Source organism: Chloroflexus islandicus (assembly GCF_001650695.1).
Lineage (GTDB): Bacteria > Chloroflexota > Chloroflexia > Chloroflexales > Chloroflexaceae > Chloroflexus > Chloroflexus islandicus.
Genome location: NZ_LWQS01000082.1, coordinates 60,831 through 75,389 on the forward strand (window position 1 = coordinate 60,831; position 14,559 = coordinate 75,389).

Genomic DNA, 14,559 nt, shown 5'->3' on the forward strand with positions numbered 1-14,559 from the left:
ATATCCGCACACAGAGCTAAAGGAAAAGACTATGCGCCGCAAAACCGAAGACCGTTACAGCCGGCTTGATGCTATCGAAAGCTACTTAGCAACCCATCCTAATGGCTGTACAACCCAAGAACTGGCCAACGAGTTTGGCGTAGACACCGATACTATCAGACGCGATCTCATTGTACTGGAAAGCCGTGGCACCGGCCTGATCAAACAAGGACGCCGGTACTTGATCGATCATCGCCGGATCGTTCATACGCTCAAGATTTCAAACAACGAGGCCCTTGCCCTCTATCTTGCGGCACGCTTGCTGTCACGCCACAGTGATGAACATAACCCGTATGTGGTAAGTGCGCTTGAGCGTCTCAGTGATGCGTTACGGCTCAAAACGCCATTGATTGCCGAGCATATCGCACGCGCGGCAGCCGCAGTACGCGAGCGGCCCAGCCGGAAAAGTTATGTCAATACTCTTGGAATTCTTACCGAAGCATGGGCGCTTGGCAAAAAGGTGTGGCTGCGATATGAGTCGCAACGCACGAACGAGGCTGGCGAAATTATCGATGACATTACAGAGCGTACCTTTGCCCCTTATTTTCTCGAACCATCAAGCATCGGCTATGCGTGCTACGCGATCGGCTTTGACGATTTACGACAAGAAATTCGCACATTTAAAGTCGAGCGGATCAGAGAGATAAGACTAACTGATGAATCTTACACTATTCCTACGACATTCGATCCACACAAAATGCTGCGTTCGGCATGGGGTATTATGTGGGGCGAAGATAACATCGAAGTCGTACTTCATTTTGCCCCACGAGCTGCGCGTCGTCTTAAAGAGAGCGTCTGGCACATCAGCCAACGGATTGAGGACAACCCTGATGGCTCATGTATTTTCACCGTTCGAGTTGGCAAAGTGATTGAGATGAAACCTTGGATTCGGCAGTGGGGCGCCGCGGTACAAGTGCTCAAGCCGGACTTTTTGCGGCGGGAACTGGCTGAGGAAGCGCGCGCGATGGTCAAGATGTACAGCGACACCAACGAGGAGTGATGATGAATCAATCTGACTTCTCTGTATTGGAATTCTGGGGTAAAACGCCTCGCGCTGGAACGGCAAGTGCGCCGTTTCATCCGGCTATCTTTCATATGATCGATGTTGCATGCGTTGCCGAGGCGTTGCTCCTCAATGGGCCGCCGCGCTTACAGCAAGCGATATGTACGGCTTGGCAAGGCGCTGATACTGGTACGCTGCTGGCTTGGCTACCGTTCCTGATCGCTCTTCACGATCTCGGTAAAATCTCAGCCGCTTTTCAAGGTCAAGATGATGAGCAACGTAAACGTTTGACCCAAGCCGGAGTGCGCTTCGACCGGCGCTCAGCCGAGATGTACCATGCCGAGATCAGTGCGCTATGGCTTCACGATCATCTTGCCCAGCACGAGACCGGTATTGCGAAGGAGTTGGTTTGGATCCTGCGCGACGCGATGGGCGGCCATCACGGACGTTTCGCTGAGGCAAGCATGCGTGAGCTACGACAACGGCTCCATCATGCGGAACGCCACGAATCACGCTGGCCGGAATGGCGTTCGCAAACGTACCGCCTTCTCCGTACCTTGCTGGCGCCAGCACATGCTGGATTAGCCGATATTGGTCTGCCGCAAGCGATACGTCCGGCCACCATTGCGCTGACCGGTTTTATCGTGTGGTGCGACTGGATCGGTTCTAACGAACACAATTTTCCACTGACTACCTGCATGCAGGCAGATGAATATCTCAAACTCAGCCGCCGGCGTGCGCAGACCGCATTACAGAACCATCGTCTGAATTTCAAGCGTCAACCGCCGCAGTACGCCAATTTTCAAACCCTTTTTCCCACAACAACGCCAAGACCATTACAAGTCCTGATTGATCAACTAGCGGACACTTTAGTGGCCCAACCACTACTGGCCATTATCGAAGCTCCTACCGGCGAAGGCAAAACGGAAGCGGCGCTGGCGTTAGCTCGGCGTATTGCTGTCGCTCGCGGGAATGATGAAATCTTTTTTGCTTTGCCCACAATGGCAACGGGCAATCAGATGTTTACCCGCCTTGAGCATTTCTATCGCACGTTATACGGTGAAGATGGCAGTGTACGTTTGACCCACAGCCAAGCTATCGTCGTGGAAGAGGAATTGCGCCGGCAGGTGGCGTTCTACACCGACCGGGATCGCTTCGATGCTGATGGCGCTAGCGCCGGCTCAGCCTTGGAATGGTTCGTTGGCCCCAAGAAGGCTATGCTGGCGCCATTCGGGGTTGGCACGGTGGATCAGGTTGAGCTTGGCGGTCTCAACGTGCGCCATTATCCGTTGCGCCTATTCGGACTAGCCAACAAGGTTGTGATCATTGACGAAGTGCATGCCTACGATACCTACATGAATGTCATTATCGATCATACCCTAACGTGGTTATCAATGCTTGGATGCTCGGTCATCTTGCTGTCGGCCACGCTGCCGCAACAGCGCCACCGCGAATTAGCCCAAGCCTTTATCAAAGGATTAAACGTAAAGACCCTGCCAGCACTACCCATGCCCATGCCTTATCCGCTGCTGGCCCTCTACAGCCAGAATAGAGCTGAGCAACACTCATTCGCCGTTTTTCGCCCTGAGCAACGCTTCACACTGCACTTACGCCAGCTTCACAGTCCGGCGGAAGAAGCGCGGCGGTTAGTTGAACTTGTGCGCGATGGCGGCGCAGTAGCGCGTATTTGCAATCGGGTCGATGATGCGCAGGCGATCTATCAGGAGCTTCTCAACCTTACCAACAGCGATTGTATTCTGCTGCACGCGCGTTTCCCCCTCTATGAACGGCAACGACGTGAGCAGCGCATTGGCGAACTCGTAGGCAAAGCATCACAACGCCAGCCGGATCAGCGGATTATCATTGTCGGCACCCAAGTGCTCGAACAAAGTCTCGACTACGATGTCGATGTGATGATCAGCGATTTTGCCCCCATTGACCTGCTTTTACAACGGGCTGGCCGGCTGCACCGCCACCAACGCCATCGTCCAGACCGCCATCGCGTCCCGGTGCTGGAAGTAGCAGTTCCGGTCGGCGAACGGAACAAGCCTGACTGGCGGCGTTGGAAGGGGATTTACGAACCTTACATCCTCTGGCGGAGTTTTGTCGCGTTGGGGGAAAGCTTGGAACACGAGCGATTGGTGACGTTGCCGCAAGATTACCGCACCCTGATTGAGGCTGTCTACAGTGAGGAATCGCTGGCAAGCCAATATGCCGGTGATATTGCGCAGGCGAAACAAGACTATCAACAAACGCTAGAGGTGCAGCGCGCAAAGGCGCGCCAACCGCTGACCCCTGACCCACTTGGGAAAGGAGCAATTGTAGAAGATGGCGGGAGGGCATTTATTGATGACGAGTCTGGCGAGGCGGCAAACCGGCAATTAGCCAAGACCCGGCTCGGTGATCAAATATCGCTCGTGCCAGTCTACTACCTAGAGGGCGAAATGTCGCTTGATCCCGGCGGCACCTTCCGGATTCCTACTGATGTGCCGCCAACGCTCGACCAGATGAAAGATTTGCTCACCCACGCAGTACCGGTCAGCGACCGCGCCATTATTGCCGCCTACCGCGATGAAAGGCGTCCACGCGCATTACGCTGGCCGTGGTCTGATGTCCCTACGCCACTGCGCAGCATGCATCCACTGCCATTGGATCGGCAAACCCATCGTTGTGCAATCAACCGGCGGCAGCTCCGTTTGGATAAAGCTTTGGGGTTAGTGATTGAAAAAGGAGACGGTGCTATGGATTGGTATGAGGAGGATCTATGAACCCATCACCGCAGTTTAATCTCTGGACTGAGCCGTGGATTCGCGTGATCCGGAGCAATCATCGCGACGACGAGGTCAGTATTCGCGATTGTCTTTTACAAGCGCCCGACCTGATCGCGCTGAGTGATCCGTCACCGTTGGTCGTTGGCGGCACACACCGGCTGCTAGCCGCGATTGTGCAAGCGATCTACCAACCAACCAGTTTGGACGATATTGCACATGTGCTGCAAGCCGCAACGTTTGACGCCGGAAAGATTGCCGCATTTGAGCAACGCTATGGGCCACGGTTTGATCTCTTCCACCCCGAAGCGCCTTTTCTCCAGACCGGCGATGTGCCCCTCGACGGTTGGAAGAAGCCAGCCAAAGGCCAAAAGAACGATTGGGGCGATCCCCAACCGATTGCCCGCCTGTTTGCCGAAGTGCCGGTGGCTACTGCGCGGACCCATTTTCATCACGTCACCGACGACGATCACTCCTATTGTCCGGCTTGCTGCGCACGCGGGTTGGTTACCGTGCCAGCGTTTGCCTTGGCAGACGGACGCAATATGCCTCCCTCTATCAACAAGACACCGCCAATCTACGTTTTTCCGGCTGGCGATACCTTATTTGAGACGCTGGCTCTTTCACTCGTCAGTCCTGACTACCAACCACGCACTGCTGATCCGGAGCGCAAGCATGAGGCCATCTGGACCACCAACCCGCCAATCGTCGCAAAGGATCGTGAAGTCAGCGCAGTCGGTTATCTCGAAAGCCTCACCTTTCCTGCCCGGCGGATGCGGCTGTATCCGCACATCGGCAAGACGGTATGCACAAACTGTGGACGCGATACCGATCTGTATGTGCGCGACCTGCTCTATGAGAAAGGTCACTGGCTGAGCAAAGAGATTGGCGTTTGGGACGATCCATTTGTGGCGTTCCGCCAGAAAAAGGATGAGATCCAAGCGATACGGCCAGAAGAGGGGAAAGCGCTGTGGCGCGAATACACCAACTTATTGTTGCAAGAGGACACGACCGCACAACGGCCACTGATTATCAAACAAATTGTGCGGTTGATCGATCACGGCTCGCTCAAGGAACACCAGTCAGTGCGTTTCCGCTGTATCGGTATTCGTACTGATGGCAAAGCCAAAATCTTTGAGTGGCTCGATGAATCGTTAGAAGCGCCGCCAGCGCTGCTCGTAGACGTGGCTACCGCAGAGTATGTTGCCGAGGCATTGCGACGGGCAACCGAGATTGCCAGCATTCTCAACGCCGTCTTTAATCGCCATTTCAAGCCAGAACGCGGCGCAAGCGGCCTTAAGCAGCAAGATCTTGTCCGCTACAAGAGCGTGCGAGAACGGCTGATCGCCGATTATTGGCGCGCATTGGGTCTTCGTTTTCGCCAGTTCATCAACGATCTGGCTCGCGCGCAACCGTACCAACGTGACGACATCGCAAGGAACTGGGTTCAAATCATTGTTGCGCTGGCCCGCGAATGTTTTGATGCGGCGCTAGCCCAGATCGGCAATCGCGCTGACGAATTGCGCGCTCGCGTCGAAGCAAAACACGAATGTGATCGCCTGCTTTACGCCAAACGAAAGGAGTGGTTGGATGAGTGACATGTCGCCGCGACAACAACAGGTTGCCGCTTTTATCACCGCTCTGGCGCGGCTCGACAATGCCGGACGGGCACGGCTCAAACGCAACGCCGGACGCACCCTGAACGAAGCACGCGATGTCCACCGGATCTTCTATCAAGCGTTGCCTTACGAAGTTGCCGGACGGCCCGAAGAAGAAATCTACTTTCTCATCGCGACGCTCTACCCATTAGCAAAGGCGCGCAGCGATGGGGTAACACTAGGGACAACCCTGCGCATGGCGCGCTTGTTACGCGAGAGTGAAAGTATTGATCGGCGCTTCCAAGCGCTGATCGATAGCGATCTTGATCAATTGCGATTTCGCTTGCGGCAAATTGTGCGGCTCATTGCCGCCAGCGAACAAGCGATTGACTGGGGACAACTCCTGAACGATCTGCTCGCGTGGAACCATCCGGATCGCTACGTCCAGTTACGCTGGGCACGGGATTACTTTGTTGGTCAGCCGGCGACGGCATAAGCTTTCTATATGAGTGAAAGGATCCATGACCATGCTTATCGCAGTGCATCTCTTGCAGAATCACGCTCCCTCGAACCTGAACCGCGACGACAACAATGAACCGAAAGATGCCATTTTTGGCGGCGTACGCCGGGCCCGCATCTCAAGCCAAGCGATCAAACGGAGCATCCGCTGGTCGCCGCATTTCCGCACCCCGTTTGAAGAAGCGCAGCTTGGGCATTTACTGGCCGTACGAACGCAACTGCTGCCTGAAGAGGTGCGCAAGCGCCTTGAACACACCGATCTGGCCGATGAGGCCAAGCAGGCGATCATCGAAGCCGCCGCGCGGCTTGGCAAAGGAGAGCGCAATCCGAGCAGCGAAGAGGACAGCAGCGACAAGAAACGCGGACGGGGCAAGGGGAAGGGAACGGCTGCTGGCGGTGAAGAGAAATTCAAGACGGCCCAATTAATGTTCTTGACCGCAAAGGACATCGATCACTTGACCACCCGTCTCAGCGACATTGTGCGTACGAAAGGCATTGACTATTTACAAGCCCTGCAAGGCGATAACCTTGTGGGCGAAATCGGCGCGTATGAACCGCACTCAGTGGATATCGCCATGTTTGGGCGAATGACCACTTCAAGCCCGTTCAAAGACGTTGATGCGGCGGTGCAAGTCGCGCACGCCATCTCAACCCACGGGATTGAGACTGAGTTCGATTTCTACACCGCCGTCGATGACATTTCCGGTGAAACAGGCGCTGGCTTCATTGGCGATACAACCTTCAACAGCGCCACCTACTACAAGTATTTCTCGATCGACTGGGAAGCGTTGGTCAAGAACCTGAACGAGGATAAGAACATCGCTGCTATGGCGGTGCATGCGTTGATCAAGGCGGCGATGTTTGCCATTCCCAGTGGCAAGCAAAACAGCTTTGCCGCCCACAACCTGCCCGATCTCGTTTTGGTAGAGGTGCGGACCGACAACATTGCCCTCAGCTATGCGAACGCCTTTGTGAAACCGGTGCGCGCGACTGCGCAGATGTCGCTATTAGAAGCATCGGCCAAAGCGCTGCAAGACTACATTCCGCAGATCAACGGCATCTACAACTTGAAAGCGGAGCGTGCTTTCTTGAGCACTGTACCCTTCACATTAAACGGCGCCACTTCCTGCACCGATCTGGCAGCTTTGCAAACGTGGCTGGCAGCGCAAGGAGTGCATGCATGAACACGCTCTTTCTCCGTCTGGAAGGGCCGCTGCAAGCTTGGGGCCTACGGGCGCGCTGGCGTGAACGGGACACTGCCGATACTCCCACCAAATCAGGCATCATCGGCCTGCTCGGCTGTGCGCTTGGTTTGAGTCGCGATGATCACCGTCTGCGCGATCTCAGTGATCGTCTACGCATAGGGGTACGGGTCGATCTACCCGGAACGCTTTTGCGTGACTATCACACCGTTGGCGGGGGACGGTTCGGCGCTGCGACAACCGGCAACAAAACGCGTTACCACGATGAACCATACATTGGCGGCGTGCTATCGGCTGAAGTGGATAAAGGCCGGATCAAAGTCAAAATCAATCAAAAAACCGGTGAACCAGAAACGGATGTCTCCGAGCGCTACTATCTCGCCGACGCATCGTTCCGGGTAGCGGTGCAAGGGCCGGACGATCTCATCGAAGAACTGGCTGCTGCGGTGCAACATCCGATCTGGCCGCTGTTCCTTGGTCGCAAAGCCTGCATTCCGGCCACCCCGATCTATGACGGCAGCGGACAATTTGCCAATCTCATCAAAGCGTTGCACGAACCAACCTTTTCGCAACGGGTCTTACAAGCGTGGGAACAGCAAAAGCCATCCACCCTGCGCGCATTGATCGAAACCGAACCCGGCAGCGGCAATCGCCAATATGACAATATCGGCATCCCAGAACGGCGTCTGTTCCGTCCGCGCTATGTACGTGAGATCTGGATCACGCTTTCAGGCGACCTGACGAGCATCAACACCTTGGAGGGATAGGATGGAAGTTTACCTCTCACGTCTCATCCTCAACGCTCGTGACAGCCGGGTACGGCGCGATGTAAGTGACACATACCAGTTACATCGCACCATCCTGTCAGCCTTTCCCCAAGCGCCGGCAGGTGTGTCAGCCCGCGAACACTTTGGCATTCTCTATCGGCTCGAAGCGCTTGAACAAGAACCGCTCTTGTTCAGACTAATCGTCCAGTCAACGACCCAACCAAGCTGGTCAGCACTTCCAGCACGCATCTTCGGCCCAGCGCCCGATGAGCGTGGTAATCCGGCAGTGCGACGGGTCGATGAAGAATATGGACGCATCAGCAATGGTATGCAATTGGTCTTCCGTCTACGAGCCAACCCAACCCGCCGAGTAAGCCAGCATTTGGAAGACAACGATCCGTTGGCGGGAAAGCGAGTAGCGCTGCTACGTGAGGAAGACCAACTGGCATGGCTTGCTCGCAAAGGCGAGCAACACGGCTTTCGCCTGCTAACGACGCACTATGCCAACATTCCAGCCGCGCAGGCCGCCAAACAAGCGAATGAACGCGGCTATCGTCCGGTAGGCGACGACCGTAAATCGATGCCACTAACGTTTGGTGCCACCGTCTTTACCGGCCAGCTTGAAGTTACCGATGCCGAGCGATTCCGCAATGCATTGTTCAAAGGCATCGGCAGCGGTAAAGCGTTTGGCTTTGGTCTCTTATCAGTAGCGTCAGCTAGCCGGTAACGAGGATAGCACGACGTTGCACCTTAACAATCCAATCACGTAACCTCGTATCTATACCGAACATGCCGCCAAAAGAAGTCCTTTTCAGGGTAGAACAACCGCTCAGGACGGATAGAGTGGTTGATGGCGCAAAGAAAACATGAAGCTCATCAACCACTCATCTCACGAAAGGAGGAATACGTTGCCAATCCACGATCTCCATATCTTGCCAAAAGTACGCGATAGTTGGAGCTTTGTCTATGTTGAACATGCCGTGATCGAACAAGATGACAAAGCCATTGCTGTATTCGACAAAAACGGCAAAACACCGATTCCATGCGCCACGCTCACTCTGCTGATGCTTGGACCGGGAACAAATATCACCCACCAAGCGATCAAAACGCTTGCGGAAAACGGTTGTCTCGTAGCATGGAGCGGTGAAGCGGGGGTGAGATTCTACGCGGTTGGCATGGGTGAAACTCGTTCAGCGGCCAACTTGCTGCGACAAGCCGCGATGCATAGCGATCCCGATCTACGACTGCGCGTAGTTCGGCGCATGTATGAAATGCGCTTTCCAGAGCCACTGCCACCTAATCTCAGCATCAAGCAAATCCGTGGCAAAGAAGGGGTCAGAGTGAGAGAAAGCTATGCGCGCTGGAGCAAAGAAACCGGTATCAAGTGGGATGGCCGCCACTACAAACAAAACGACTGGCGGCGCACGGAACCAATCAATCGCGCTCTATCAGCAGCCAATAGTTGTCTTTACGGCATAGCGCATGCCGCCATCGTTGCAGCCGGATACTCACCGGCCCTCGGCTTCATTCACACCGGAAAAATGCTTTCGTTTGTATACGACATCGCCGACATTTACAAAGCGGACATTGCGATCCCCGCCGCATTTCGATGCACCGCCGCAGGCGAGAATAGGCTAGAGAGCCGGGTTCGCCACCTCTGTCGCGACATCTTTCGCGAACAGCGACTACTGGCAAGGATTATCAACGATCTTGATCGACTTTTTGCTCACGAAGGACTCGACAAACGTGAATCTGAACTATTTGATCGCTATTACGCGCGTCCGGGCGGATTGTGGGATCCAGACGAAGGCGAAGTAGCTGGTGGGATCAACTATGGAGACGAGGAGGAATAGTCCAAAATGACCGTCATTATTGTTGAACGGGTTCCAATCGGGTTACGCGGTGAACTAACACGATGGATGCTCGAATTGCATGCCGGAATTTTTGTCGGTACGCTTTCGGCAATGGTTCGTGATCTCCTCTGGGAACACGTCTGTCGCGAACTACGGGAGGGAGCCGGTTTCCTCATTTATCAGACCAACAACGAACAGGGCTTTGCCCTGCGCAGTTGCGGTCAGACAAGTCGCAAATTAGTACAGATCGAGGGGCTATTTCTCGTGCAAATTCCGCAATGATGCGAACTATGACTTCACCGCTTGATTTCAGATCAGGATCGCGTTAGAATGCGGAAAGAGGAAGTGTTGTCCCCACGCACGTGGGGGTGAACCGTTGGCCAACTGTTATGCAATGTATGCATCGCTGTTGTCCCCACGCACGTGGGGGTGAACCGGCCTTCCCTCTTGCCGTGCTTCCCCCCCCTTTGTTGTCCCCACGCACGTGGGGGTGAACCGATTAGCAAGCCAATCAGGACAGCACCGACGAAGTTGTCCCCACGCACGTGGGGGTGAACCGGAAACTGGGAGGGCAGGATGGACGCGAGGGATGTTGTCCCCACGCACGTGGGGGTGAACCGCCAGAGCTGGAATGCCCATGCGAGTGCCCAGAGGTTGTCCCCACGCACGTGGGGGTGAACCGGAGTAGCGCTACCTCATCCGCACGACGCGCCGGTTGTCCCCACGCACGTGGGGGTGAACCGTTACTTTGGGCGATCGTGCTGGCGTTTTTGGTGTTGTCCCCACGCACGTGGGGGTGAACCGTATTGCCACGCCTCATCAGCAAGGATAACGTGGTTGTCCCCACGCACGTGGGGGTGAACCGGATAACGTGGCCGGCCGGCCACGCGGCCGGCTGTTGTCCCCACGCACGTGGGGGTGAACCGTAAGGGGGGGCGTATGGAGTTGCTGGCCGTTCGTTGTCCCCACGCACGTGGGGGTGAACCGCAAAGGTACGGAACGTTACGGGGTGTCAGGAAGTTGTCCCCACGCACGTGGGGGTGAACCGTGCCGTCGGCGCCACTCTTGTTGCGTGGGCGGGTTGTCCCCACGCACGTGGGGGTGAACCGCAAAGGTACGGAACGTTACGGGGTGTCAGGAAGTTGTCCCCACGCACGTGGGGGTGAACCGTGCCGTCGGCGCCACTCTTGTTGCGTGGGCGGGTTGTCCCCACGCACGTGGGGGTGAACCGATGGCCCGCATCGTCTCAATCTGCACACCTTTGTTGTCCCCACGCACGTGGGGGTGAACCGACATCGATAGCCTGCTTAGTCGTTACATGGTGGTTGTCCCCACGCACGTGGGGGTGAACCGGATCATCCGGGTTCGGTCGGCAGCATCTGGCTGTTGTCCCCACGCACGTGGGGGTGAACCGATGGCCCGCATCGTCTCAATCTGCACACCTTTGTTGTCCCCACGCACGTGGGGGTGAACCGACATCGATAGCCTGCTTAGTCGTTACATGGTGGTTGTCCCCACGCACGTGGGGGTGAACCGCAATATCATCATTTGATCCCGTCGCTCGATCCGTTGTCCCCACGCACGTGGGGGTGAACCGAATTGCCCCGCGGGGTGCGTGCCATCTCGGTGGTTGTCCCCACGCACGTGGGGGTGAACCGGCAACCGCATCGGCTCGTGAAACGGTTTTGGCGTTGTCCCCACGCACGTGGGGGTGAACCAAATTCGTTACACAGCGAACGAAATACATCCACGTTGTCCCCACGCACGTGGGGGTGAACCAGATGGTCGGCCTGTGTATATCGCTGAGTTAAACGTTGTCCCCACGCACGTGGGGGTGAACCGGGGAACGCTGGGCGGTGATGTTAGTGCTGACGGTTGTCCCCACGCACGTGGGGGTGAACCGCAGTTGGGGGCCAAAAACACGGGCCGGTTTAGGTTGTCCCCACGCACGTGGGGGTGAACCGTTTTTTATCTGTCAAGTGGTTGCGCGTGAAACGTTGTCCCCACGCACGTGGGGGTGAACCGCAATCGGTTGACAGATCAAGCGTTTGCACGAGGTTGTCCCCACGCACGTGGGGGTGAACCGGTTCAATCCCCCCCCAAAAAACCGATGGGGGGTTGTCCCCACGCACGTGGGGGTGAACCGCGTAGACGCGCATTGGCGGGCACGGGCCGGATGTTGTCCCCACGCACGTGGGGGTGAACCGACCCGAACAATAGTTCGTATAATGCGGGGATGGTTGTCCCCACGCACGTGGGGGTGAACCGCAATTGCGTGACATCAGCAGTAACCACCGGGGGTTGTCCCCACGCACGTGGGGGTGAACCGTACAAAGAACAGCGCGCCGTCAAACGGAATACGTTGCCCCCACGCACGTGGGGGTGAACCGGTACGCTCGATACGAGCGCGGCGGGATCCCCCCACACCTTCCCTCACCGAAAGCGTAGCTTCCGATCAGAAGAGACGACCTGCAGAGCCGTCTCTCCTGACCATGCTCTCGCAAACCCTCACCACTCGCGCCACTCTTCCGCAATGTCAAACCGGTACGGCCATTCGCGCGGATGCGATACCAGACCGGCACGCACCGGGTTGTGCTGGGTGTAGGTCAGCACGCGCTCGGCTTCTCCCGCCCGGTAGATCGGGTATTCGTAGTGATCGAGGTGCCAAAAGGGGCCGCTGCGATTGATCACTTCATTCGCGAGCCGGCCGGTCTGGCCTTTGAAACGTTTGATCAGCCGGGCTAGCGAGTATTGGTACATCGGTACCGCATTGCTGCGCTCAATGATGAGATGAACGTGGTTGGGCATGATGCAGTAGCCGAACATCCGGTAGTAGCGGCCATTGAATTCAGTTAACGCATCACTGACGATCTGCGCAATCGCTGGTTCAATCAGCCATTGCGGGCCGCCGGCAATGCCCTGATCTAACAGCGCGTCGAGCCGCTCGAAGTGATGCTGGACAAGCTGGTAGAGGTGATGGAGTTGCTCGGCGCCAGTGTACTGCGCGGTGATCGTAGCCTGCGTCCGGTTTTGTTCTTGTTTCAGTTGGAGCAGCGTTTTTTCCGGGATGGTATCGATTAGCGGGAAGGTGATGAAGGTGATGGTGGCTGGAGGAAATTGTGGCGGCGCGACGTAGTGTTTGAGTAGTTGTTGCATGATGGTGGCGACATGTTCCGGGCAAATCTGTATTACCATATTTTAACGAATGTTGGCGATTTGAGCAAATCTGGAGCGCACGAACGGCCCGCTTGCGGTTTAAATTCGTGACCGGAAACGTGTTACTATGTAGTGAGTCGAGATGTAGAGTGCGCTGTTTCGGTGTGACTCGCTATCATTCGTAAACCATTATGTCAAATCCATTAGTGGGTGTGCGGGTGACGACCGCTGCGCTGCGGGAAGTGCCACGCATGGAGGCGGCTGCTGAGATTGCGCGCCGGCGCGCGCGTGCTTTGGGCCGTCCGGTGTTGGTGAGTGTGACGACCCAAGTTGGGCTGCGTGATCCGTTGGCCCTCTTTGCCCGTGGCGCCGGTGTGACCCATAATCGGTTGTTTTGGAGCGTGCCCGCCGCCGGTTTTGAGTTGACCGGTCTCGGCGCTGCATGGAGTTTTACCCCGCCGTCTGAGGTTGATCGGTTCGCCGCTAGCGCTGCGGCGTGGCGGCAGTTGGTGGCTGAGGCGGTGATTGAGGTTGACCCTGATGTGCCGGTGCAGGGGCCAGTGGCGATCGCTGGGTTTCGCTTTGATCCTGCTCAGCCGGCTAGCGAGTTGTGGCGTGATTATCCCCATGCCTTGCTGGTGCTGCCGCGGTTGCTGATCGTTCGCCACGGTGACGTGACGACCCTCACTGTGAATGGTATGGTTGATGAGCGTAGTTCGACGCTCTCGCTTGGCGCTGCCGCCGCTCGTCGCTTGCAAGCATTGATAGGTTTGCCGTGGCGTCCCCGCCGTCCGCCGCTCGATTTGCAGGTGGATGTGTCGCTTGATCCTGCCGAATGGAAGGCGATTGTCGCCGATGCAATCGCTGATCTCCGCGCCGGCGCGCTTGAGAAGGTGGTGCTGGCCCGCGCTGTCCGTCTGCGCGGCGCTGAGCCATTCGATACTGCGGCGACGCTTGATGTGTTGCGCCGCGATTATCCGCATACTTTTGTGTTTGCGATCGCGCGCGGCGGTCGTACCTTTCTCGGCGCGTCTCCCGAACGTTTGGTCGCTCTCCGCGATGGCCGGGTGTCCGCTTCAGCGCTGGCTGGCTCCGCTCCTCGTGGCAAGACGCCGGCTGAAGATGCGGCGCTGGCCGCTGCTCTGTTGCAGAGCGCGAAGGATCGCGCTGAGCATGCGTTTGTGGTGCAGATGATCCGCTCGGCGCTGGCTGAGTATTGTGACGATGTGCAAGCGCCTGACTCGCCTGAGATTATGCAGGTGCGGAATGTTCAGCATCTCTTTACGCCGGTGACGGCATGTATCAGGCCCGGTTACGATATTTTCGATCTAGTTGGCCGGCTGCATCCGACCCCCGCCGTCGGCGGCAAACCCGGCCCGGCGGCGCTGGCGTGGATCCGCTCCCGCGAGCGGCTCGATCGCGGTTGGTACGCTGCGCCGGTCGGTTGGGTCGATGCCCGCGGCGATGGTGAGTTTGCGGTGGCGCTGCGTTCGGCGTTGATTGGCCGCCGCGAGGCGACCCTGTTTGCCGGCTGCGGGATTGTGGCCGCTTCTGATCCGGAACGGGAGTTGGCCGAAACGCGCATCAAGTTGCGCGCTATGCTGGGGGCGCTGGGGGCAGGCGAAGAGATGATTGGCTAGCGCGAGAGTCTGTT

General features: G+C 56.8%; 11 protein-coding genes and 1 CRISPR repeat array. Of the genes, 10 read left to right on the forward strand and 1 reads right to left on the reverse strand.

Annotated features, from left to right (window positions below; genetic code table 11):
• Positions 1-31 precede the first annotated feature (31 nt).
• From A6A03_RS16090 to cas2e, 9 genes are all read left to right on the forward strand, one after another.
• Positions 32-1,039, forward strand: coding sequence for a helix-turn-helix transcriptional regulator (locus A6A03_RS16090; RefSeq protein WP_066790313.1), 1,008 nt, complete (start codon positions 32-34; stop codon positions 1,037-1,039).
• The gene (locus A6A03_RS16095) at positions 1,039-3,810 is read left to right on the forward strand and encodes a CRISPR-associated helicase/endonuclease Cas3 (protein WP_082908993.1); all 2,772 of its coding nucleotides are present in this window, start codon (positions 1,039-1,041) and stop codon (positions 3,808-3,810) included. The genes A6A03_RS16090 and A6A03_RS16095 overlap by 1 nt, the downstream gene beginning before the upstream one ends.
• Entirely contained in the window at positions 3,807-5,408 is a 1,602-nt protein-coding gene (gene casA / locus A6A03_RS16100) for a type I-E CRISPR-associated protein Cse1/CasA (RefSeq protein ID WP_066790318.1), read from the forward strand. Before A6A03_RS16095 ends, casA begins: the two co-directional genes overlap by 4 nt.
• Positions 5,401-5,904, forward strand: a complete 504-nt coding sequence (gene casB / locus A6A03_RS16105; RefSeq protein WP_082908994.1) for a type I-E CRISPR-associated protein Cse2/CasB — start codon at positions 5,401-5,403, stop codon at positions 5,902-5,904. The genes casA and casB overlap by 8 nt, the downstream gene beginning before the upstream one ends.
• Positions 5,905-5,929: 25 nt before the next feature.
• Complete coding sequence (gene cas7e / locus A6A03_RS16110) at positions 5,930-7,111, forward strand: type I-E CRISPR-associated protein Cas7/Cse4/CasC (RefSeq protein ID WP_082908995.1); 1,182 nt, start codon at positions 5,930-5,932, stop codon at positions 7,109-7,111.
• Positions 7,108-7,896 carry a type I-E CRISPR-associated protein Cas5/CasD gene (gene cas5e, locus A6A03_RS16115; RefSeq protein WP_066790327.1) on the forward strand — a complete coding sequence of 263 codons (789 nt, stop codon included), beginning with the start codon at positions 7,108-7,110 and terminating at the stop codon, positions 7,894-7,896. Before cas7e ends, cas5e begins: the two co-directional genes overlap by 4 nt.
• 1 nt (position 7,897) lies before the next feature.
• Positions 7,898-8,623: a type I-E CRISPR-associated protein Cas6/Cse3/CasE gene (gene cas6e, locus A6A03_RS16120; protein ID WP_066790329.1), complete on the forward strand. Its 726-nt coding sequence runs from the start codon at positions 7,898-7,900 to the stop codon at positions 8,621-8,623.
• Positions 8,624-8,804: 181 nt separating this feature from the next.
• Positions 8,805-9,749 (forward strand): type I-E CRISPR-associated endonuclease Cas1e, encoded by a 945-nt coding sequence (gene cas1e, locus A6A03_RS16125; RefSeq protein ID WP_066790331.1) that lies wholly within the window; start codon positions 8,805-8,807, stop codon positions 9,747-9,749.
• Positions 9,750-9,755: 6 nt separating this feature from the next.
• A complete protein-coding gene (gene cas2e, locus A6A03_RS16130; protein WP_066790333.1) occupies positions 9,756-10,031 on the forward strand; it encodes a type I-E CRISPR-associated endoribonuclease Cas2e in 276 nt (91 codons plus the stop codon).
• Between the two features lie 65 nt (positions 10,032-10,096).
• Positions 10,097-12,139: a CRISPR direct-repeat array (repeat unit 29 nt; unit sequence GTTGTCCCCACGCACGTGGGGGTGAACCG).
• Positions 12,140-12,257: 118 nt separating this feature from the next.
• Here cas2e and A6A03_RS16135 read toward each other — a convergent pair.
• Complete coding sequence (locus A6A03_RS16135) at positions 12,258-12,905, reverse strand: transposase (protein WP_066790335.1); 648 nt, start codon at positions 12,903-12,905, stop codon at positions 12,258-12,260.
• Between the two features lie 191 nt (positions 12,906-13,096).
• Between A6A03_RS16135 and A6A03_RS16140 the strand changes: the two genes are divergently transcribed.
• The gene (locus A6A03_RS16140; protein WP_066790337.1) at positions 13,097-14,545 is read left to right on the forward strand and encodes an isochorismate synthase; all 1,449 of its coding nucleotides are present in this window, start codon (positions 13,097-13,099) and stop codon (positions 14,543-14,545) included.
• Positions 14,546-14,559: the final 14 nt, after the last annotated feature.

Coding starts and splice junctions, on each gene's coding strand:
- A6A03_RS16095 (WP_082908993.1), top strand. CDS start 1,039: ATGATGAATCAATCTGACTTCTCTGTATTGGAATTCTGGGGTAAAACG.
- A6A03_RS16135 (WP_066790335.1), bottom strand. CDS start 12,905: ATGCAACAACTACTCAAACACTACGTCGCGCCGCCACAATTTCCTCCA.
- A6A03_RS16090 (WP_066790313.1), top strand. CDS start 32: ATGCGCCGCAAAACCGAAGACCGTTACAGCCGGCTTGATGCTATCGAA.
- A6A03_RS16140 (WP_066790337.1), top strand. CDS start 13,097: ATGTCAAATCCATTAGTGGGTGTGCGGGTGACGACCGCTGCGCTGCGG.
- cas5e (WP_066790327.1), top strand. CDS start 7,108: ATGAACACGCTCTTTCTCCGTCTGGAAGGGCCGCTGCAAGCTTGGGGC.
- casB (WP_082908994.1), top strand. CDS start 5,401: ATGAGTGACATGTCGCCGCGACAACAACAGGTTGCCGCTTTTATCACC.
- cas7e (WP_082908995.1), top strand. CDS start 5,930: ATGACCATGCTTATCGCAGTGCATCTCTTGCAGAATCACGCTCCCTCG.
- cas2e (WP_066790333.1), top strand. CDS start 9,756: ATGACCGTCATTATTGTTGAACGGGTTCCAATCGGGTTACGCGGTGAA.
- cas6e (WP_066790329.1), top strand. CDS start 7,898: ATGGAAGTTTACCTCTCACGTCTCATCCTCAACGCTCGTGACAGCCGG.
- casA (WP_066790318.1), top strand. CDS start 3,807: ATGAACCCATCACCGCAGTTTAATCTCTGGACTGAGCCGTGGATTCGC.